Below are 20,548 nucleotides of genomic sequence, written 5' to 3' on the forward strand. Positions count from 1 at the left end.
GGTCTTCAATGGAAGATTCAAAAATTGCTAAGAATTGTAGAATTTATCGAGGTTAAGTTTTGTCATAGGTTAAGAGAGGATTCTAAGGGCCATCGTCGAATGAAGCAGGACAACGGGGGTTCGCAAAACGGAATGAACCGCTAGCGGCATTTCGAGGGGCATCAACCGGTGCCGTTAAGGAGGGGGATAACTTGGCAGACGAGGCGACAGAATTGCGGGCGCGAATCGAACGGATTCCGCTGCTTGCAGGCGGCGAGCCGAAACTCATTGCCAAAGGCTTTTCCGAAGATCGGAAATATGCCGTCACGAAGGGGGACGAAACTTTTCTGCTGCGGGTTTTTGAACTGGACCGATATCCGCGCAAGGAAATGGAGTTCAGGGCGCTGGAGCGAATGAAGCAGGAAAACGTGCTCTGTTCAAGGCCTTTGGAACTGGGGCGCTGGGAAGAAGCGCAGCAGGGATACATGATACTAACGTATATCGAGGGCGAAGAGGCAGCGGAAGCAATTCAAGCCTTTCCGGACGAAATCCAATATACGATCGGTTTGGAGGCGGGAGCCGAACTGCTCAAAATCCATCGATATGAGGCGCCGGACACGGTTGGGCCTTGGCATGAACGGCAAACGAAGAAACATGGGCGGAATAAAGAGCAGTATCTGAACAGCGGCATGCGATTTCGGGGGGATGAACGGCTGCTGGCGTTTGTCGAAGAACATCTGGATGCCATGAAAGACCGTCCGAACCGGTTCCAGCACGACGACTTCCATCTGGCAAACCTGGTCGTCAAGGACGGGCATTTATCGGGCGTGATTGATTTTAACCGCTGCGATTGGGGAGATCCGATCCATGATTTTTTGAAAATCGGTTTTTTCTCCGCGGACATCAGCGCTGCCTTTGCCGTCGGGCAAATCCACGGATATCACCAGGGCCGGGAGCCGGACGCCGAATTTTGGCGGCTGTACTCCTTTTATTTGGCGATGAATCTGGCAGGTTCGGTGGCATGGACGCTGAAGGTCTACCCGGAGGGGCTCGGCGATATGCTGGCGAGGATCGATCGGGTTTTGGAGGATCATCGTTATTTTGAAACGACGGTTCCCGCTTGGTACGCAAACTATACAAGAAAGTAGGCATATGGATCAGATGATAACGGTTCATGAAGCGGCGTATGCCGATAAATCGACGCTCCGAAACCTGCTGGAGCTGTACAAGTATGATTTCAGCGAGTTCGATCCGGAGGACGACCTGAACGAAAACGGCCTGTATGAGTACATGTATCTGGATCATTATTGGACCGAGGAAGGAAGGCATCCTTTTTTGTTCCGCGTTGGCGGGAAACTGGCGGGATTTGCTTTGGTTCGTCGGCTGGATATGCAGAATGAGTTTCCCGTTTACGAAATGGCCGAATTTTTTATTTTGAAAAAATATCGCCGCTCGGGCGCGGGGCAGCAGGCGGCATTTGAATTGTTCGATCGATTGCCCGGGAAATGGAAGGTTGCCGAAATGGAAACGAACGTACCTGCGCAGCGGTTCTGGCGCAAAGTCATCGAACAGTACACAGACGGGCAGTTTGAGGAGATCAGGGAAGAGGGCTGGGACGGTCCGATTCAAGTGTTTGTTGCGGCCAAACGGTAAAATTCATAGGGGGTGGCACCCATTCAGACGGTCATCTTTATGGTCAGGCATGCGGAATCGCAGTATATACCGGGCCAGGAAAAGGCCAGGGGAATATCGGAAAAAGGCAGGCAGGATGCGGTAAAGGTAAAAGATCTGCTGCTGCCGGAAGGGATCGACGCGTTTTTTTCGAGTCCGTATCAGCGGGCGGTCCAAACCTTGGAGCCTGCTGCACGGGCGGCCGGAAAAGAAATCGCGATCATCGACGAGCTGAGAGAACGTACGCTTGCGGCGGATCATGTGCAAATCCCCAGCGAACAGTTTGCCGATTTTAAAAAGCGGTTGTACAATGACTTCCGGCATGCGTTTCCGGGAGGGGAATCGAGCGAAGAAGCGCAGCGCAGAGGTACGGAAGCCTTTATGCAGCTTCTTCGGCGGCATCCCGGCAAAAAATTGGCATTAGGCACGCACGGGGACATCATGACGCTGATCTTGAACTTTTTTGACCCGAAATTCGGTTATGCATTTTGGAGATCGATTTCGATGCCGGACGTCTATAAACTGGTGTTTGAAGACCGGGCGCTCCAAGCCGTGACGAGATGTTGGCCGGACTGATCCGCACGCCCGGATCGAAGGAGGACTTGGATGAACGTCTTGAAGCGGGATTACGTGCAGGAAGCGCTGGATCGGGACCGGCAACGGAAGGCGGAAAGGAAGGATCGCGATCGATACCCGGAATAGTCAACCTTTTATGGACATTTCATACTTGAAAACAGGAAACGCGAAGCAGCGGGAGGTCTTTGCGGCGCTCGACCGGCTGGGCATTTTCAGAACATTGGCGGCATTCAGCCCGGTCCTCGCCGGAACCGTTCCGATCGATATCGATGTCGAAGACAGCGATTTGGATATCATTTGCGAGATGCGGGAACCGGAGGCGCTGGAGCAGGTTTTGATCCCGGCATACGACGCGCTGGAGCGTTTTGCGTTAAGCCGGGAACGCATGCATGGCGACAGGGTCATCGTGTGCAACTTTCGGTTCGGTCCGTGGCCCGTCGAGATATTTGCCCAAAACCGGCCGGTGACGCAGCAGAACGCCTATAAACATATGGTCGTCGAAGACCGGATATTGAAGCGGCTAGGACCCGTATTTCGCGACAACGTCAGAAAATTAAAAAGCAGCGGCGTCAAAACCGAACCCGCCTTTGCGAGGCTGCTGGGCCTCGAAGGAGATCCGTATCAGCGCCTGCTTGACATGCATGATTGGGACGAGGAAAAGCTGGGGCTGTTCCTTGTTCAACAAGGGTTCGAACCCGCATAGGGAGAAGCCGTGCCGGAAAACTTACAGTCCGGCCGGCTTCTTTTTTTGATGAATGCGTTTTCAAATGATCTGCCGCATTCTATAATCGTTAAGGTAAACGGCCGCTGCTTGCGGCCGGCATGATCCGTAAAACAGATCCAAAGGTGGGATATGCCTGTGAATGCTTCCAGTGAACGCGCGACGTTGATCCTTCGATTTTTTGTTCCATATGTGCTTATATTGCTCGGGTCTCTGCTTGCGGGGTGGTTCGCCTACCATAAAACGTCGTCGCTCGTGGAATCCGAAACGATGAAAAGCAATGCGGCGGCGCTCGGCCAAATCCGCGAGGCGCTTGACGGCCGTTTTGCCGAGGTGGAGACGATTGCGCAGCAGATGGCCAGCGAGTCCAAAATCCAGTCCTTTCAGTTCGTCAAAGCCCCGTTCGAGAAAACGAATCCTTTCCGGCTCTGGGACCTGGAAAAAAGCTTGTTCGATTACCGGATAACCAACCATTTTATCATCGATTATTTTATCGCGTACAAAAACAGCGGCATGTTCATTTCGCCCCGCAAGGTGTACGACGCCAAGCAGTTCTACGGCCTGCAGCTGCGTTATGACGGCAAATCCTACGAGGAGTGGCGCGACGAGCTTTTCGGGCGGTATTATTACAAAACCTATAAGCCTGGCAGGCAGGTTTGGTATGAAGGAAAACCGTATTCGGTCGTGAGCTACATGCAGTCCTTCGGCACGAAAGACGGCGGAGGCGTCATTGCCGTGCTGATCGACAACAAGCAAATTCAAGAGATGCTGCGGCATATCGATGCCGAGCAGGGAGGGTTTGCTTATGTTGCGGACCAAAACGGCAACCTGATCAGTTACGTGGGCATGGATCCGTCGACCGCAAACATGAAAGCGCTTCCTGTTAAAGAAGGTTTTTCCTTATTTGATTGGAACGGGAAAAAGATGCTGATCACGCAAACGACTTCCCAGTACAACGGGTGGACCTACGTATCCGCCCAACCGGAGACGGTCGTGCTTGCCAAGGCCAATTACATCAAAGAGCTGACGTTAACCGTATTTATGCTGGCGTTGGGCGCAGGGCTCGCCGTTGCGGCTTTGCTGGCCTACCGGAGCAGCAGGCCCGTGTTTAAACTGCTGCAGCTGCTGCCGCTGAAACCCGGGGGCCGCAAAAACCGCCCGCTCGGCAACCTGATGGACGACATCCGCAGCTCCGTTTCCGCGCTGGTCGAAAGCCATGGCGAGCTGAGCAGCAGGCTCGAGGCGCAAGTCCCTTTGCTTCGCAGCGTGTTTTTTGATCGTCTGCTTCAGGGCGGGTATACGTCCATGGGCGAGGTCGAAGCCGCCATGGAGCATGCCCGGATGGAGCTGAGGAGCGGATATTTCGCCGTGTCCGCCATCCAAATTCGGGGCTACCATGCTCCGTACAACGAGGAGATGCTGACGGAGCTGGACATTGTGAAACTGAACATCCGGGACGCCATCCCACCGATCGGGCCGGGGGTGCAGATCTCGGCTCAGGCGCATGATTTGGGCGAAAACAAACTGGCTTTGCTCGTTCACGGGGAAGGCGAAACGCCGGACGATTTTATGCAAGGGGTCCAACGGCTGGTGGCGCAATTGCATGATCATGTGAAGCAAACCAGCCATTCCGGGCTTTGGATTGCCGTGGGCACGTGCCAGACGAGATTGACCGAAGTTTATCGTTCCCTCGGAGAAGCGGAGTTTCTTCTAGTGAACGCGGCCTGGAGCGATCGGCAGCCGATTTTGTTTTATGAGGAAGCGGAAGTGCCGCCGCCCGTTTATTTTTACCCTTCCGACGTGGAACAGCGGTTGATCCAGCTGGTGCGGTCGGGCAACGAGCCGGAGACGGCCCGGCTGATCGGGGAAATCCGGGAGAAAAACGAAGGCAGCGGTCCGCTGCCCGTCGTCGCCCACAAGCTGCTGGCCCAGGAGCTGAGCGGAACGCTGATGAAATGCTGCGAGCCTTCCTTCGCAAACCGGGATGCGTTGACCGACGAGATGAAGGTGGTGCTGGAAGTTTCCGATCCCGCATGGTCGCCTGACGAAGCCGTCCAAAAGCTTTTTCAAGCCCTAATGCAGCTGTGCCGCAAGCATGAGGAACAAAAACGGAGCCATAACGATACGCTGGCGGCCAAGCTGATGGAATATATCGACAGCCATTTCCCGGATCCGGATTTAAGCCTTGCGGTACTCGCGAGGGAAGCCCGGAATTCGGAAGCGTACGTGTCTTATTTTTTCAAAGAGCAGACCGGAATGAACTTTTCCGATTATTTGGAGCATGTCCGCATGGAAGAGGCCAAACGGCTGCTCGTCGGCAGCGCCCTTCCCGTCAGCGAAATTGCGGTCCGAACCGGGTATTTATCGCTGAACTCGTTCAGCAGGGCGTTCAAACGGGCCAACGGCGTAAGCGCCACCGAATACCGCAAAATTTCCCGGCCGCGTGAAGCGTAAGGGCCTATACGGCGGCCGCACGCAGCCTTTTCTTAAAAAACGAATACCGCCGGGAAAACGGAATAATGCCTTTTCTAAAGCCCGGCATAACCGCCAAAACATGCAGATTTACGCAATGAAGCGCTTTCAAGTAAGCTGTGATCACCGGCCGGATTTTTCCATCCAAACCAAAGGGGGGTGACCAAGCTGAATCTTTGGAAAGACATCACGCGCAAATGGCAGCTGTACGCTTTGTTTGCCTTGCCGCTGATTTACATCATCGTATTTAAATACGTGCCTATGTACGGAGCGCAAATCGCGTTTAAGGATTTTAACGTGACGAAAGGCATCACCGGCAGCCCGTGGGTCGGATTCGCGCAGTTCGAGCGTTTTTTCCACTCGCATGAATTTTGGAGGCTGCTGCGGAACACGCTCGTGGTCAGCTTTTACGCGCTGGTCGCAAGTTTTCCGTTCCCGATCATCCTGGCGCTCGGTCTCAATTACGTCAAAAACGAACGCTTCAAAAAGTCGGTCCAAATGATCACGTACGCGCCGTATTTTATCTCGCTGGTCGTGCTGGTGGGCCTTCTGCTGCAGTTCCTCGATCCGCGGACGGGGCTCGTCAATACGCTGCTCGGTTGGTTCGGGCTTGGTCCGTACCATTTTATGGCGCAGGCGTCGTGGTTCAAATCGATTTACGTCTGGTCGCATGTATGGCAAAACACGGGGTTTGCCTGCATCATTTATTTGGCGGCGCTGTCCGGCATCGACCCGGCGCTGCATGAAGCGGCCGTCATGGACGGAGCGACCAAGGTTCAGCGGATGCGTCATATCGATTTGCCCGGCATTCTTCCGATCGCCGTCATTTTGCTCATCTTGAACACGGGGCAAATGCTGGAGACCGGCTTCGAGAAAATTTTGCTGATGCAAAACCCGCTCAATCTGCGCACCTCGGAAGTGATCGACACATACGTCTATAAGGTCGGGCTTGTCTCGCAGGCGATGAATTTCTCTTATGCGACGGCCATCGGCCTGTTCAAAGCGGTGATCGGATTCATCCTGCTGATCATCGTCAATCAGACGGCGAAGCAATTGAAGCAGGAAAGCTTATGGTAGAAAGGCGGCGGAACTATGCATGCAATGAAAATAAAGGAAGCCGGCGCTGACCGTCTGTTTACGATCGTGAATTTTTGCGTGTTGACGCTTGTCATGCTGATCGTGCTGTACCCGCTTGCGTATGTTGTAAGCGCTTCATTCAGCTCGAGCAGCGCCGTGTTGTCGGGACGGGTATGGTTATGGCCGGTCGAACCGACGCTGGATGGCTACCGGGCCGTGTTCAAAAACACGATGGTCGTGCGCGGCTTCATGAACACGATTTTTTATACGGTGGCGGGAACGGGCATCAATTTGCTGTTTACAGTTTTGGCGGCGTATCCGCTGTCCAGGGGCGATTTTCGCGGGCGGAACATGTTCATGCTGCTGTTCGTGTTTACGATGATGTTCAGCGGGGGGCTGATCCCGACGTACCTGCTCGTCAAAGATTTGGGCATGATCGACACCGTGTGGTCCATGCTGATCCCGGGGGCGCTGTCCGTCTGGAACGTCATCATCATGCGCACCTATTTCCAAACGACGATCCCCGGCGAATTGCTGGAGGCCTCCCAGCTGGACGGCTGTTCTGACTTTCGTTTTTTGCTCCGGATCGTGCTACCGCTTTCGGGGCCGATTCTGGCGGTCATCGCTTTGTTTTATGCCGTGGGGCATTGGAACCAGTATTTTAACGCGATGATCTTTCTCAAAAGGGCGGAGCTATATCCGCTGCAATTGATCCTTCGGGACATTCTCGTCCAAAACGAGATCAATATCGATATGCTCGGGGACGCCAAAACGGCCGCTGCGCGGCAGGGACTGCGGGAGCTGCTCAAATATTCGCTGATCGTCGTCACATCGGTGCCGCTTCTGGTGGTGTACCCGTTCGTGCAGAAGTTTTTCGTGAAAGGCGTCATGATCGGTTCATTAAAAGGATAAGACGGAAGCCAAAATTGAAATCGATGGAGGGGCGTTATGTATAAAAAGCTGAATAAAATCGCGGGGATCGTCATGGCCGCCGGCATGCTGCTCGCAGGCTGCTCCGGGGGCGCGAAAGAGGAGGGCGCGGATACGATAGGAAGCAACCCGCCCGCTGCGGGCACTGTGGAGCTGACGCCGCCGGGGACTTATCCGCTCGTTAAAGAAAAAACAACGCTGAAAATCATGGTCCGCGGCAACCCGCTGGTGGAAAATTTCGAAACGAACGAGTTCACCAAATGGTATGAGGAAAAAACGAACGTCCATATCGAATGGGAGGTCGTTCCGGAACAAAGCATGCAGGAAAAGCTGAATCTCGTGCTGGCGAGCGAAGATTATCCCGACGTCATCATGGGCCTGAACGTCTCGCCGACCCAGCAGATGATTTACGGCTCCCAAGGGGCGTTCCTTCCTTTGAACGATTTGATCGAAAAGCAGGGCACCCAGACGAAAAAAATGTTCGCGGACAACCCGGAAATCAAAGAAACGGTCACGGCGATCGACGGCAACATTTATGCGCTTCCCGAGGTCAACGATTGCTACCACTGCTCGATGAGCCAAAAAATGTGGATCTATGAGCCGTGGCTCAAGAAATTGGGGCTCGAGATGCCGAAAACGACCGACGACCTCTACAACGTGCTGAAGGCTTTTAAGGAAAACGACCCGAACGGCAACGGGAAAAAGGACGAAATCCCGCTGTCCATCACGCAAAAATCATGGCGTTCGACCATCGACGCGTTTCTGATGAACTCTTTTATCTACAATCCGGTGTACGGATCAAGCAGCAAGCATATGTTCATTAAGGACGGCAAACTGGACGTGGCCTTCAATAAGCCGGAATGGCGCGAGGGATTGCGGTACCTGAACAAACTCTACAAGGAAGGCCTGATTGCGCCGGAATCGTTCACCCAGGACGAAAACCAGCTGATTCAGCAAGGGGAAAATCCGGGTACCGTCATCTTGGGGGCATCCACGGGCGGACATGAAGGCGTATTCACGCAGCTCATGGGAGACAGCGGACGCTGGAAGGAATACAAAGCGGTTCCGCCGTTAAAAGGACCGGGAGGCGTGCAGTATGCCGCCGTCGACACGACGGCTTTGACGCCGGGCGCCTTCATCATCACGAAAAAAGCCAAAAATCCGGAGCTGGCGCTCCGCTGGGCCGACGGGCTGTACGAAAAAGAAATGACGCTGCGGAGCGTGTACGGCCGTCCGGATCAAGAATGGCGCGACGCCAAGGAAGGCGAAATCGGCATCAACGGCAAACCTGCGGTGTGGTCGGAGCTTAAATCCTACGGCACGGTGCAAAACGTCAACTGGGCGCAAACCGGTCCGGCGCTGCGTACGAACGATTTCAGATTGTCTGCCGTCGCAAAAGGTGACGACGATTTAGAGGTAATTCTGTACAACGAGACGAAGAATAAATATGAGCCGTATAAACCGAAGGATGTCAGCACGGTGCCGCCGCTGTTCCTGACGAACGAGCAGGCGTCCGAAATCGCCGACCTGGCGAAAACGATCAATGACTACGTGGATGAAATGATCGCCCGCTTCGTCATTGGCGACGCCAGCCTGGATGCGGATTGGGACAGCTACGTCAGCCAGCTCGACGCGATGAACCTGAAGCGATATCTGGAGATTTACCAGACGGCTTACGACGAAAAGAACAAAAAATAAACCTAGCAAACGGAGGTAATACGACATGAATCCGCGTTTCGAACGAACGCTGCCGCTGATGAACGACCGTTTCGGCCTTTTTATCCACTGGGGATTGTATGCGATTCCAGCCCGGGGGGAATGGGTGCGAAGCCAGGAGCGGATCACCAACGAACAATACCAGCCTTATTTCGAAGAATTTAATCCGGTGCTTTACGATCCGAAGAGCTGGGCCAAAGCGGCCAAAGCCGCCGGACAGCGATATGCGGTGCTTACGACGAAACATCACGACGGTTTTTGCTTGTTCGACAGCCAGCTGACCGATTACAAGGCGACGAATACGCCGGCGGGGCGCGACCTCGTTCGCGAATACGTGGACGCTTTCCGCGAGGAGGGGCTGAAGGTCGGTTTCTATTATTCCTTGATCGACTGGTATCATGACGATTATCCGGCTTATGGCGACCGTCAGCACCCGATGCGCGACAACGAGGCTTACAAGGACAAAAAGATCGATTTTGACCGTTACCTCGACTATATGCACGGCCAGGTCCGGGAGCTGCTGACCAACTACGGCAAAATCGATATCATGTGGTTCGATTTTTCCTATGACGATATGACGGGCGAAAAGTGGCGCGCGACCGAACTCATCCAAATGATCCGTTCCCTGCAGCCGGATATCGTGATCGATAACCGGCTCGGCGGCAACATCATGGCGGCGGAGCCTGAAGTGTACGCCGGGGATTTCTTCTCGCCGGAGCAGATCATTCCGCCCCAGGGCATCGTCAATTCGGCGGGCGAGCCGATTCCATGGGAAGCGTGCATTACGCTGAACGACCACTGGGGATACCACGCGACCGACCGGAATTACAAATCCCCGCGCCAGGTGATCCGCGCGCTCGTCGAATGCGTCAGCAAAAACGGCAATCTGCTTCTGAACGTCGGTCCGGACGCAAAGGGGGAAATTCCGAAGGAATCGCTTGAAATTTTGGAGACGGTCGGCGAGTGGCTGCGCCGCAACGGCGACAGCATTTACGGCTGCGGCATCGCCAAGCTGCCGAAGCCGGAGTGGGGCCGCTACACCCAGCGCGGCAACAAGCTGTACGCGCACGTCTTCGACCGGGGCATCGGGCCGATTTACTTCCAGGGACTGAAGGGCAAAATCAAAAAAGCCCGCCTGCTTGCGGACGGCAGCGAACTCCATGTGCATACGCCTTGGATGGCGGACCAATATTCGGATACGGAAAGCGGCGCTTTCATTCACATCCCCGGAGGAGACTTGCCGGATGAACTGGATACGGTCATTGAGCTTGAACTGACGGAGGAATTGTAAGCGTTTGATCGTCCAAATGAGCTGTTGATATCGATACCGAAAGGGAGGATGAACGGAATGAAACCTGGAGTCAGCACCTATAGTCTGCTCCAAGCGATCAAAGCGGGGGAGATGACGGTCTTGGACGTCATCGACTGGATCGCGGAGCAGGGCGGCGAGCATATGGAGATCGTTCCTTACGGCTTCACCCTGGAGGACCAGCCGGAACTCGCGGATGCCGTCCGCGAGCGGGCAGCCGCAAAAGGCATCGCATTGTCCAACTATTCGATGCCCGCGAATTTCGTGCAGGAAACACAGGAAGCGTTCGAAGCCGAAATGGAAAGGGTCAAGCGGCATGTGGATACGGTCCATCGCCTAGGGATGAAGCATATGCGCCACGACGTGACGGCTTTTACGCTCCCGCCCGAAAAATGGGGCATCGACTACCTGGAGGACAATCTGGCGCAAATCGTGGAGGGCTGCCGGCGCATCGCGGATTATGCTGCGCAATACGGCATCACGACCACGATCGAAAACCACGGCGTCAGCGTGCAGGCCAGCGACCGGGTGCAGCGGGTGCTTCGGGCCGTGGACCGTCCGAACTTCAAAACGACGCTTGACATCGGCAATTTTCTCTGCGTCGATGAGCAGCCGCTCGTCGGCGTGAAGCGGAACCTGCCGTTTGCTTCGCTGATTCACGTCAAGGATTTCTACATCCGTCCGGCGGATCAGAACCCGGGGGGCGGAGCCTGGTTCCGGACGTCCCATGGAAACTACCTGCGGGGATCGATCTTCGGGCAAGGAGACATCGACGTGAGGCGGGTGCTGCGGATGATCAAGGCGTCCGGCTACGACGGATTCGTCACGCTGGAATTCGAAGGCATGGAGGAGTGCCGCGAAGGCACGAGGCTGGGCCTTGAAAATTTAAGACGGATATGGGATGAGGTATAATCCGAAACGGATGTTCCAAGCGCTGTCGGCGTTCATTTCGCCGGCAGCGCTTTTTTTGTAACTCCGGATTTCGGCCGTCTCCGGGTTATACAGACGAACCAAAGCTTTTCGCCTTCTTTTTATGGGTGAGGAATAGACCCGGAATGAAGATTGCCGCAAGGACAACGACGGATACCAAGAATCCGGCATGATAACCTTTTAATCCGTTGGCAATCGACGGCTGCATCCCTTGCTGGGCCGTTGCGACGACGGTTGCCATCACAGCCGAGCCAAAGCTGGAGCCAAGGTTTTCAATCATATTTATGCCGACGCCTGCTTTCGGAAGCAGTTTGCCGTCAAGTCCTGTATAAGCGTCACTCGTGAGCGGAAGCATGATTCCTCCGAAACTGGTCCCCCGGATGAACAATACGATGGAAATCCAGATCATGCTTGTTTGATCGGTAACAAAGATTAGCGGAATCGATCCGATCAGCGAAAGAACGAGGCTGACCATGACCACGTATTTCGCACCGATCTTATCAATCATTTTTCCGATCATCGGCCGGGTAACGAGCATCCCGACGCCTTGGGGAATTAACGCAAGCGCTGCTTCGATCGCCGTGAAATGACGGAAGTTTTGGAAGTATAGCGGCAGGATCAGCATCGGGCCCATGACGGATATATTCGCCAAGAACAAACCGATACTCGAAGCCGCGAAGCTCTTGCGTGCAAATAAATTCATTGGAAGCACGGTTTGATTCTTCCGGATCCGGTTATATACGAAGTAAATGACGGCTAAAGCCAGACCAATGCCCACCCATAGGATGGTTTCGCGATTGTTAAAGGACGCATGGTCCGCTGCTTTCGTAATGCCGTATATCAAGGCAGCGCTCATAAAGGACAAATCAATAATTCCAAAAACATCGAGCGTACTGTCTTTGTCGAACGGTTCAAAGTCCGGGATTTTTTTGATCATCAGGGGTGCAGCAATCAGAACAATAAACACGTTGATGAAGAATATCCAGTGCCATGATGCGCCTTGAACGATGAATCCCCCGATGACCGGCCCTAAGATCGGTCCGAGAATCATAGGCGTGCTGACGATGGCCATCACTTTCCCTACATTTTCCGGACCAGCCGTTTGAACCAATAGGGTTGACATGAGCGTGGTAATGATCCCCGCACTGAATCCCTGAAGCAAACGAAAGAAGATGAAGCTGGAAATATCCCGGCTAATGCCTGCCAAAACGGAAATGAGACCGAAGGCAATGACCGCTCCGATAAAGATTTTCTTTCCGTTAAATCTGTTCATCAGCCAGCCGGATACGGGAACCGCAATCGCAAGGGCTAACACATAACCTGTAATGGCCCATTGGATGGTATCCAATGTCGTGTGGAAATCCTTCGATAATGTATCGATGGCGATGTTCACCATCGTTGAGTCCAGCATGGGGGCAATGGCTCCAAGTGCAATCGCCCAGGCAGCCAAGAGGCTTCCCCGGGTTAATCCGGGTTCCTTTGCTTTGTCTTTTGCCATTGTTATTTCTCCTCTCCGATGTTGTTACTGGCATTGTTTGTTTCCTCGTCAACAATATCGCAAATTTGTTTCCGTGTCAACAAAAACAAGGGTGCAAAAAAGCAACCCATGCTCAAGAGAGCCCGGCTGCCTGCGGTTTCATTTTCATGGTTCAAAAGCGCTCCGGCTTAATGAATGTCTATTCCCTGTTTCTTTATTTCTGCATCCAAATGCCTGCTATACGCTTCAATGAAGTGAAGCATGCCGTCAAATTGTTCCTCGGTGATCTGCTCAAATACGGCTTGATCCCGCTCTTGAAATTCTTTGTGCAGTTCCTCATGGATGTTATAAATGACTTTGCCTTGCTCCGTAAGCTTGAAGTAGATTTCTTTCTTGTTATCCGGCTTTTGGTAGCTGTCGATGAGGCCTTTTTCCATGAGTTTCTTCGTTAATTTACTTATGGCGCCTCTAGTCATATAAAGAGACTGGGCAAGTTTGGTCACGTTGGGTTCCGTATTTTTTCCAATGGATTCGATGCAATGTACTTCAGAAGGTTTATAACCCTTAAGACGGTGTTCCATCTTATTTTTATTAAGCCACCCCATCTTGTTAAATAAGTCCCTGAATTCCATGATGATCTGTTCTTGTTTGTTCATGGCTTGTCCTCCCGCCCGTCGCTGCATTGCAACATGATATTAAAGCCTGTGCTAATTTTATTCCTCTATGGCGATACCGGCAGCTTTCCAGTGCCCGTAGGCGACGATGTTGCTGAATTGAGATGCAACTTCACCCGCAGGCAGAGGCATCTCGTTTTTAATCCACCAAACGATAACTCCCATGAAAGACGACACGAGATACTCGAGCAGCAAATCCTTGGATATCGCCAAAGGGGGATCTCCCTGCGCAGGATTCCATCCCTCATTTAATTTGTCTTTCATGATCTTCTCCATTTTCGCTCGAAACGGGTAGATTCTATTCTCATCAATCAGCATGGCGTAATAAAAAGAGATATTGCCTGAAATATGATCCAATATCGCTTGCATCACGGTTTCGAGCCTGGAAATGCTGAAAGGATTCATGTGGATCGGACATAGGACGATGGCTTTCTTTAATTCGCTTAGCAGCTCCTCCATACAAATATCCAATAAATCAGGTTTATTTTGGTAGTGAAGATAAAACGTATTCCGATTGATCATGGCCCGATCGGCAATATCCTGGATCGTGATCGCTTCATATCCTTTTTCCTGAATCAGTTCAAAAAACGCTTTTCGAATCGATTGTTTCGTGCGCAGCACTCTTAAATCGGTTTTTTTGTCCATAGTTTTCGTTCCCCTAAATAAAATTTCGATCGTTAAGCGACATAGCGATGAGAATTTGTATGTTATCCTTCAAAACTAAAAATATTGAATATTGAGCGTCATATTCACCTTCATTATAATGAGCAACAGATAAATAAACAACATGAAGTTCATTATTTATCTTGGTGTCTATAAATTCAATCAGGAGGGTATTCATATGACGTTTAACCATCAAAATGAGCTTGTTAATAAGGCCGTCGCCGTGCTGGAAAGTTTGGAGAGCGGCAATCCCGAAGCGATAAAGGCCTACGTTCATCCGGAAAAATACATTCAGCACAACCAGGCTTTACTCGATGGCCGTGAAGCTATGCTTGGCGCACTTGCGCATTTGAAGGAAGCTGGAACTAAGGTAAGCATTAAACGCGCTTTTGTCGACGGTGATTATGTGGTGCTTCATTCCGTATACGATTTTTTCGGCCCCAAAATCGCTATTGATATTTTCCGTTTTGAAAATGGACTGATCGTCGAACATTGGGACAATTTGCAGGAGATGGTGGAGAAAACCCCAAGCAACCATACGATGATTGACGGACCGGTCACGATTCAGGATATCGACAAGACGGACGCGAACAAAACGCTTGTCAAAAGCTATGTCGAGAACATTTTGTTCGGGAAGGACCCTGACCTGCTTGCCTCTTACTTTGACGGGGATCGATACATTCAACATAGTCCGCATATTGCGGACGGCCTTTCGGGTCTTCATGCCGCATTGCAGGTACTGGCGGAAAAAAATATTACATTCCAATACACCCATCTTCATCAGGTGATCGGACAAGGCGATTTTGTTCTTACCGTGAGTGAAGGGCTCTTCGACGGCCGACCTACGGCTTTTTACGATTTGTTCCGCGTAGAGAATGATAAGATTGCCGAGCATTGGGACGTCGTCGAGGCGATTCTGCCGCCGGAAAAACGCAAAAACTCGAACAGCAGATTTTAAGGTTGGCGCAGCTGAATACCAAAAAAGACATCGCCGTTTTCTACAGGGCGATGTCTTTCGCATCACAAATACATGGGGGTGCCCAATGGGTACGGCCGCGTTGCCGCAGCAGCGCTATTTTTGTTCATTGTATAGAGACGAGGAGTAAAGGATCATGAACATGCTGAAACAAAAAATGACATGGCTGGGAGCGGCGATTGTCCTGGCCGTATTGGTCGTATTCGGGGCGGCGATGTTGGGGACGGTGCTTGGATCGAAGCCAAAGGAGCTCCCGGTGGCACTTGTTGTGCTTGACCAGCCTGCAGAGCTGCCGAATGGAAAATCATTATCGGTCGGGGAGATGATCCGGAAAAAAATGATGTCGGACCCGGCATTGCCGTTCGTCTGGCATGTCTTGAATTCCGAGGAAGAAGCCCGGGAAGGACTAGATAAGCGTGAATATTACGGAGCGTTGGTGTTTCCGGCGGATCTGAGCAGCGGAATGCTCACGTTAGCTTCTCCCTCGCCGAATCAGCCCGATGTGAAGATCATCGTCAACGAGGGGATGAACGCTCAAGCTTCGACAGCGTTGCATTGCCGGTGTTGGGGCGGGTGGAAACGAACGTTCCACCCTACGAAACATCCGGGCGGCCAGCCTTTTAAACGTCAAGAGGCACGCCTTTGGGATCGAACGGGGTCGAGAGCACGGTCATCGTCTGCGTAAATCCGTATTCGCTGCATTCCTTCCGGAATCGGTCAAGCGACTGCATCGATTCGGTGACGACCTTGATGAGGAAGTTGAATTGGCCGCTGATCTGATGAATTTCCGCGACGTCCGGCGACCGCCGGCAAAAATCGGTGAACAGGTCGCAGCGGTTCGCCTGGATGGCCACAAACGCGGTAATGGCTTTTCCGAGTTTTTCGGGAGAAAGCATGGCCCGATACGAACGGATCACTCCTTTTTCCTCCAGCCTCCGTACCCGTTCCGTGACCGCCGGCCCGGTCATGTTGATCATCCGGCCCAATTCGGAAATGGTAATCCGGGCGTTGTCCTGCAGTATATTCAATATTTTCAAGTCGGTTTGATCCATTAGGGGCATCCTCCTTTGGCGGCATGTAGCATATGATCTTACGAAATAGGATTTATTCCTGGCGCCTTCAAGGCATGCGCGATTATCGGCATCGCACCGCCATGCAACGGCTGCTTTCATTTTTTAAGTATAAGGGGAAATAGTCCTTCAAATCCATAGTAAAACGGGAAGGAAAACTTGTTATTGGCATGGCACGCCAGCCCTCCGCCCGATAAACTGTAATTAAAAAAGAAGCAGTACACAAGTTCAACATTCAGGAGGGTTTAGCGGATGAACACAACCATTTTAAGCGAAAAAAATATAGGAAAATTGACTTTGAAAAATCGCCTGATCGTATCCCCGATGCAGCAGTGGCAGGGGACGCCCGAATCGTTTGCGACCGATTACCACGTGCAGCATTACGCGAAATTGGCATCCGGGGCAGGGCTGTTGATCATCGAATCGACCGGCGTTTCCCCGAATGGGCGGCTTTTTCACAATGACATCGGCATTTTTACAGACGCCCATACCGCATTTTTGAAACCGGTCGTCGATGCCGTTCACGCCAAGGATACGCCGGTATTCATTCAATTGACGCATGGCGGCAGAAAATCTTGGCGAAACGGCGCATCGCGGCTGCTGGCCCCAAGTGCCATCGCTTATGACGATGAATACGGCGTTCCGGAGAAGATGAGCGTCGCGGACATCCGCGCCGAAGTGGAGAATTTCCGCCTCGCAGCCCGAAGAAGCCTGCAGGCGGGGTTCGACGGCATCGAGGTGCATGCGGCCCACGGGCATTTGGTGCATCAGTTCCTGTCCCCGCTGTCCAACCGGCGGACCGACGAATACGGCGGATCGCTCGAAAACCGCAGCCGTTTCTTGCAAGAAATCCTGGAAGCCGTGCGTTCGGAGACGGGAAGAGACTATCCCGTGATCGTCCGGGTATCCGCATCCGATTTTGCCGAAGGAGGATTGACTCCCGCCGAAGTCGGGAAGATCCTCAAAGGGCTGGAAGCCTACATCGATGCGGTGGACGTGTCCTCCGGCGGTCTGCTGCCGGTCAATCCGCTCGCGACGCCCGATGGATACCAGGTCCCGTATGCTTCCATTATAAAACAATACGTGGGCATTCCGGTGATGGCCGTCGGAAAAATCTATGACCCGTCGCTTGCGGAATTCATCGTATCGGAAAACCTGTCCGATTTTATCGCGGTGGGCAGACCGCTCCTTCAGGACCCGGATTATGTCCGGAATACTTTTTTGGCGACGGGAATGGTTCCGCAGCATTAAAAACTTCTCTATCCCTTTTTGCAAAATCTTTATATAGGGCTTGCTGAACACTTAAAAAAACAACAAAAACCGCATAACAACAAGGATTCTAAGGCCCATTTGTCGAAATCATATGCAAAGGAAATGTTTGAAAACCACCTAAAACCTTTGCAGATGGAGTGACGAAGATGTTTAAGCCGACCGCGCACCTCGATAATCAATTGATCCTGCCCGGCGATTTCTTTCTGCCCTTTGGCGGAAAGCTGGACGAGGACAATCGCTGGGTCCAGTTGGCGCGGTTGGTGCCGTGGGCGGAGGCTGAGAAAACATACGGTCAATTTTTCAAAGACACCTTTCGCGGCCAGCAAACGATCAGTCTTCGGATGGGGCTCGGTGCGCTCATCATTCAGGAGCGAATGCAACTGACCGACAGAGAAACGTTGGAGTCGATCAGCGAAAATCCTTACATGCAATACTTCATTGGTCTGCCTGGATTCGTCATGAAGCCACCGTTCCATCACTCCATGATGACGCATTTCCGCAAGCGTCTGACGGACGTGCTGGCAGAGTTGAATGAGATCGTCGCCACCGAAGGTGCGAAGGAAACGAAAGATGATGATGACAGCAACGACGCGACCGGCGGCGGTAAAGGCCAAGGGAAGCGCTCGAAGAAGCGCGCCTCTGATGAAGAAGTCGAGCAGCAAACCATGTTTGCACAATCGCAAGTCGCATCGTCAGAAGCAGCGTCTCCCGTGGAGTCGATGGCTACAGAGTCAGAGGTTCCTGAAACGAATAAACTTGTTTGCGAAGCGCATCCGAAATCGACCGCAGAATGGGAAGCCCCTGAGCAGCCGAATCAAGGGACCGTGCTGGTGGATGCCACCTGTGCGCCGGCGGATGTGGCGTATCCGACCGATCTGAATCTGTTGAATGAAGCGCGGGAGAAGCTCGAAGCGATCATCGATACGCTGCATGAGCCGGTCATCGGACAAATGGCGAAACCGCGCACGTACCGGGAAAAAGCGCGCAAACAGTTTCTGGCCGTTTCCAAGCAACGCAGACCGGGGCCGAAAGTGATTCGCAAAGCGATCAGGAGGCAACTCGGTTACGTTGGACGGAACCTCTCCATCATCGCCGAGCAAGCCAAGTCGCAACCGCTCACGCTACTTGGCCGCAAAGCCTATCGCGACCTGCTGGTGATTCACGAACTGTACCGTCAGCAGCTTCACATGTACAACGAGCGTTCCCACCAGATGGAAGACCGGGTCGTCAGCATTCATCAGCCGCATGTCAGGCCGATCGTGCGCGGGAAAGCCAAGGCGCGCGTCGAGTTCGGAGCCAAGATCGCGGTAAGCATGACGAAGGGCTACGCGTTCCTTGATCGGCTATCTTGGGATAACTTCAACGAGAGCACGACGCTCATGGACGTGATCGAGAAGTATCGCAGCCGCATGGGATTCTATCCGGCTGTCGTCCAAGCGGATCAGATCTACCGCACACGCGAAAACCGGAGATTCTGCAAACAGCATGGGATTCGGCTCAGCGGACCGGCACTGGGACGCAAGCCGAAAAACGGCCCGACAAGCGAAGATAGGCAAGTGGCCAAACAGGATACCGGAGAACGAAACGCAATCGAAGGCAAGTTCGGAGAAGGCAAGCGCAAGTACGGGCTTGGCTGTATTCGAGCACGCCTCGCAAAGACAAGTGAATCCGTGATTACGCTGCAACTTCTGGTGATGAACCTGGAGCGCAGGCTCCGCGTTCTTTTTTGCCTCATTTTTACGCTGCTATCTCGCAGTCGCCTAGCCATGAGTTTCGGTTAAAGAATCGTTCAGCAAGCCCTATATAGTAAGAGAAACCGGCATTTGATCGGCAGGATGGTGCCGGGGGATTTTAAAAGGGGGAGAAGCTATGCAATATCCAAACGTCCTGTTTGACCTCGACGGCACGTTAACGGACCCGAAGGCCGGAATCACGAAGTCGGTGCAATACGCATTAACCCATTGGGGCATTGAGGTGGCGGATCCGGATACGCTCATACCGTATATCGGTCCGCCGCTTGCAAGTTCCTTTCGGGAGATCCACTCCTTTTCGGAGCGGGATTCGGTGCTGGCGGTGGAGAAATACCGCGAATATTACCAGGATCGGGGCATCTATGAAAACGAGTTGTACGACGGCATCCATGAATTGCTTGAAGCGCTAAAGGGACAGGGCCGGAGGTTATTCGTGGCCACTTCGAAGCCTACCGTGTTTGCGGTGGAGGTGCTGAAGCATTTTGGCATCGATGCTTATTTCGAATACGTCTGCGGCAGCCATTTGGATGGAACGTTGTCCGACAAAGCGGAGATCATCGCCAAGGTGATCGAGAAGTTTAGCTTACGCAAGGAAGAATCCATCATGATCGGGGACCGCAAGCATGACATCATCGGGGCGCAAAAAAACGGCATCGATTCGGTAGCGGTGGGTTTCGGATACGGAAGCGAGGAGGAGCTGACCGCGATTCGGCCGACGTATCATGTGCAAACCGTGGAGGAATTGAGGGCGCTTTTTGAAGGGCACTCGGAGTTTTTTTTGAAACATTCCCTATATTTACCTCGTTAGTTACTTGAGGTGAATTGCATGAAAAAACTTACAATCAGGGAAAGACCAACTAATTCACTATGGATCTCAAAAATACGAGATATTTATAATGAATGAGGGAAATGAAGAAGTTTACAGGTGGTCTACAAATAGAGTATTTCCCATGAAATCAATACAACGGGAATTAAAGAATGAGGAGGTACTAAGTTACAAAGAAACATGGGATTTTAAAGATGTACAGGGCCGTCATGTTTCCAAAGGCCGTTATAAAATAAAGGTTGTTATGTTGATTCGTATCGATACCGAAAATGGAAGCTTATCTACGGAAGATCTGACCGCTGCTACAGTGGTTGAAGTTTTATAGAACTATCTAAATTTTAATTCGAAGAGCCAACGGTCAAAAAATTTGCCATTAGCTCTTCTTTTTTTCTATAGTAATGGCGGAAGGCATCGCCTTCCGCCTGACAGAAACGACTTTGTAAATAAGAAGAAATGAA

The 20,548-nt window shown here is 52.4% G+C and carries 19 protein-coding genes and 1 pseudogene; 16 read left to right on the plus strand and 4 right to left on the minus strand.

Going from position 1 to position 20,548, the window contains the following annotated elements:
• Positions 1–191: 191 nt before the first annotated feature.
• The 10 genes from NYE48_RS10425 (at position 192) to NYE48_RS10470 (ending at position 11,363) form a co-directional block, all read left to right on the plus strand.
• Positions 192–1,127, plus strand: a complete 936-nt coding sequence (locus NYE48_RS10425; RefSeq protein WP_246537100.1) for an aminoglycoside phosphotransferase family protein — start codon at positions 192–194, stop codon at positions 1,125–1,127.
• Between the two features lie 4 nt (positions 1,128–1,131).
• Positions 1,132–1,632, plus strand: coding sequence for a GNAT family N-acetyltransferase (locus NYE48_RS10430; RefSeq protein WP_036713631.1), 501 nt, complete (start codon positions 1,132–1,134; stop codon positions 1,630–1,632).
• 39 nt (positions 1,633–1,671) lie between these two features.
• Entirely contained in the window at positions 1,672–2,226 is a 555-nt protein-coding gene (locus NYE48_RS10435; RefSeq protein WP_212951645.1) for a histidine phosphatase family protein, read from the plus strand.
• Between the two features lie 151 nt (positions 2,227–2,377).
• Positions 2,378–2,929 (plus strand): DUF4269 domain-containing protein, encoded by a 552-nt coding sequence (locus NYE48_RS10440; RefSeq protein WP_340998424.1) that lies wholly within the window; start codon positions 2,378–2,380, stop codon positions 2,927–2,929.
• Between the two features lie 150 nt (positions 2,930–3,079).
• On the plus strand, positions 3,080–5,401 hold the full coding sequence (locus NYE48_RS10445; protein ID WP_340998426.1) for an AraC family transcriptional regulator: 2,322 nt from the start codon (positions 3,080–3,082) through the stop codon (positions 5,399–5,401).
• Between the two features lie 222 nt (positions 5,402–5,623).
• Positions 5,624–6,496: an ABC transporter permease gene (locus tag NYE48_RS10450; RefSeq protein WP_036713692.1), complete on the plus strand. Its 873-nt coding sequence runs from the start codon at positions 5,624–5,626 to the stop codon at positions 6,494–6,496.
• A 15-nt stretch (positions 6,497–6,511) separates the two neighbouring features.
• The gene (locus NYE48_RS10455) at positions 6,512–7,408 is read left to right on the plus strand and encodes a carbohydrate ABC transporter permease (RefSeq protein ID WP_212951596.1); all 897 of its coding nucleotides are present in this window, start codon (positions 6,512–6,514) and stop codon (positions 7,406–7,408) included.
• 36 nt (positions 7,409–7,444) lie between these two features.
• Positions 7,445–9,124: an ABC transporter substrate-binding protein gene (locus NYE48_RS10460; protein WP_340998429.1), complete on the plus strand. Its 1,680-nt coding sequence runs from the start codon at positions 7,445–7,447 to the stop codon at positions 9,122–9,124.
• Positions 9,125–9,149: 25 nt separating this feature from the next.
• Complete coding sequence (locus tag NYE48_RS10465) at positions 9,150–10,433, plus strand: alpha-L-fucosidase (RefSeq protein WP_212951593.1); 1,284 nt, start codon at positions 9,150–9,152, stop codon at positions 10,431–10,433.
• 57 nt (positions 10,434–10,490) lie between these two features.
• The gene (locus NYE48_RS10470; RefSeq protein WP_340998431.1) at positions 10,491–11,363 is read left to right on the plus strand and encodes a sugar phosphate isomerase/epimerase family protein; all 873 of its coding nucleotides are present in this window, start codon (positions 10,491–10,493) and stop codon (positions 11,361–11,363) included.
• Positions 11,364–11,448: 85 nt separating this feature from the next.
• On the opposite strand, the gene NYE48_RS10475 is transcribed toward NYE48_RS10470, so the two are convergent.
• The 3 genes from NYE48_RS10475 to NYE48_RS10485 all read right to left on the minus strand — a co-directional run bounded on the left by NYE48_RS10475 (position 11,449) and on the right by NYE48_RS10485 (position 14,177).
• Entirely contained in the window at positions 11,449–12,879 is a 1,431-nt protein-coding gene (locus NYE48_RS10475) for an MDR family MFS transporter (protein ID WP_340998433.1), read from the minus strand.
• Between the two features lie 167 nt (positions 12,880–13,046).
• Entirely contained in the window at positions 13,047–13,514 is a 468-nt protein-coding gene (locus tag NYE48_RS10480; protein WP_212951590.1) for a MarR family transcriptional regulator, read from the minus strand.
• A gap of 57 nt (positions 13,515–13,571) precedes the next feature.
• Positions 13,572–14,177 carry a TetR/AcrR family transcriptional regulator gene (locus NYE48_RS10485; protein ID WP_036713651.1) on the minus strand — a complete coding sequence of 202 codons (606 nt, stop codon included), beginning with the start codon at positions 14,175–14,177 and terminating at the stop codon, positions 13,572–13,574.
• Between the two features lie 196 nt (positions 14,178–14,373).
• Here NYE48_RS10485 and NYE48_RS10490 point away from each other — a divergent pair, with 196 nt between their 5' ends.
• The gene (locus NYE48_RS10490; protein WP_340998437.1) at positions 14,374–15,153 is read left to right on the plus strand and encodes a nuclear transport factor 2 family protein; all 780 of its coding nucleotides are present in this window, start codon (positions 14,374–14,376) and stop codon (positions 15,151–15,153) included.
• 154 nt (positions 15,154–15,307) lie between these two features.
• Positions 15,308–15,856, plus strand: a complete 549-nt coding sequence (locus NYE48_RS10495) for a YhgE/Pip domain-containing protein (RefSeq protein WP_340998439.1) — start codon at positions 15,308–15,310, stop codon at positions 15,854–15,856.
• Here the strand turns inward: NYE48_RS10495 and NYE48_RS10500 are convergent.
• Positions 15,792–16,223, minus strand: coding sequence for an Lrp/AsnC family transcriptional regulator (locus NYE48_RS10500; RefSeq protein WP_212951586.1), 432 nt, complete (start codon positions 16,221–16,223; stop codon positions 15,792–15,794). The two genes, NYE48_RS10495 and NYE48_RS10500, sit on opposite strands and share 65 nt — an antisense overlap.
• 270 nt (positions 16,224–16,493) lie before the next feature.
• Here NYE48_RS10500 and NYE48_RS10505 point away from each other — a divergent pair, with 270 nt between their 5' ends.
• From NYE48_RS10505 to NYE48_RS10520, 4 genes and pseudogenes are all read left to right on the plus strand, one after another.
• Entirely contained in the window at positions 16,494–17,492 is a 999-nt protein-coding gene (locus NYE48_RS10505; RefSeq protein WP_340998441.1) for an oxidoreductase, read from the plus strand.
• Between the two features lie 167 nt (positions 17,493–17,659).
• The gene (locus tag NYE48_RS10510) at positions 17,660–19,294 is read left to right on the plus strand and encodes an IS5-like element ISPaen2 family transposase (protein ID WP_009225464.1); all 1,635 of its coding nucleotides are present in this window, start codon (positions 17,660–17,662) and stop codon (positions 19,292–19,294) included.
• 88 nt (positions 19,295–19,382) lie between these two features.
• On the plus strand, positions 19,383–20,072 hold the full coding sequence (locus NYE48_RS10515; protein WP_340998443.1) for an HAD family hydrolase: 690 nt from the start codon (positions 19,383–19,385) through the stop codon (positions 20,070–20,072).
• A 37-nt stretch (positions 20,073–20,109) separates the two neighbouring features.
• Positions 20,110–20,415 (plus strand): annotated as a pseudogene (locus tag NYE48_RS10520) (BsuPI-related putative proteinase inhibitor); the annotation flags it as partial.
• Positions 20,416–20,548 lie beyond the last annotated feature (133 nt).

The sequence above is a fragment of the Paenibacillus sp. FSL M7-1455 genome (genome assembly GCF_038004655.1).
GTDB classification, from domain to species: domain Bacteria; phylum Bacillota; class Bacilli; order Paenibacillales; family Paenibacillaceae; genus Paenibacillus_AQ; species Paenibacillus_AQ cookii.

What these genes read in the sequence shown, in the direction of transcription:
- NYE48_RS10475 (WP_340998433.1), bottom strand. Translation starts at nt 12,879, where the DNA reads ATGGCAAAAGACAAAGCAAAGGAACCCGGATTAACCCGGGGAAGCCTC.
- NYE48_RS10495 (WP_340998439.1), top strand. Translation starts at nt 15,308, where the DNA reads ATGAACATGCTGAAACAAAAAATGACATGGCTGGGAGCGGCGATTGTC.
- NYE48_RS10430 (WP_036713631.1), top strand. Translation starts at nt 1,132, where the DNA reads ATGGATCAGATGATAACGGTTCATGAAGCGGCGTATGCCGATAAATCG.
- NYE48_RS10500 (WP_212951586.1), bottom strand. Translation starts at nt 16,223, where the DNA reads ATGGATCAAACCGACTTGAAAATATTGAATATACTGCAGGACAACGCC.
- NYE48_RS10455 (WP_212951596.1), top strand. Translation starts at nt 6,512, where the DNA reads ATGCATGCAATGAAAATAAAGGAAGCCGGCGCTGACCGTCTGTTTACG.
- NYE48_RS10480 (WP_212951590.1), bottom strand. Translation starts at nt 13,514, where the DNA reads ATGAACAAACAAGAACAGATCATCATGGAATTCAGGGACTTATTTAAC.
- NYE48_RS10515 (WP_340998443.1), top strand. Translation starts at nt 19,383, where the DNA reads ATGCAATATCCAAACGTCCTGTTTGACCTCGACGGCACGTTAACGGAC.
- NYE48_RS10460 (WP_340998429.1), top strand. Translation starts at nt 7,445, where the DNA reads ATGTATAAAAAGCTGAATAAAATCGCGGGGATCGTCATGGCCGCCGGC.
- NYE48_RS10505 (WP_340998441.1), top strand. Translation starts at nt 16,494, where the DNA reads ATGAACACAACCATTTTAAGCGAAAAAAATATAGGAAAATTGACTTTG.
- NYE48_RS10485 (WP_036713651.1), bottom strand. Translation starts at nt 14,177, where the DNA reads ATGGACAAAAAAACCGATTTAAGAGTGCTGCGCACGAAACAATCGATT.
- NYE48_RS10510 (WP_009225464.1), top strand. Translation starts at nt 17,660, where the DNA reads ATGTTTAAGCCGACCGCGCACCTCGATAATCAATTGATCCTGCCCGGC.
- NYE48_RS10465 (WP_212951593.1), top strand. Translation starts at nt 9,150, where the DNA reads ATGAATCCGCGTTTCGAACGAACGCTGCCGCTGATGAACGACCGTTTC.
- NYE48_RS10435 (WP_212951645.1), top strand. Translation starts at nt 1,672, where the DNA reads ATGGTCAGGCATGCGGAATCGCAGTATATACCGGGCCAGGAAAAGGCC.
- NYE48_RS10490 (WP_340998437.1), top strand. Translation starts at nt 14,374, where the DNA reads ATGACGTTTAACCATCAAAATGAGCTTGTTAATAAGGCCGTCGCCGTG.
- NYE48_RS10445 (WP_340998426.1), top strand. Translation starts at nt 3,080, where the DNA reads ATGCCTGTGAATGCTTCCAGTGAACGCGCGACGTTGATCCTTCGATTT.
- NYE48_RS10470 (WP_340998431.1), top strand. Translation starts at nt 10,491, where the DNA reads ATGAAACCTGGAGTCAGCACCTATAGTCTGCTCCAAGCGATCAAAGCG.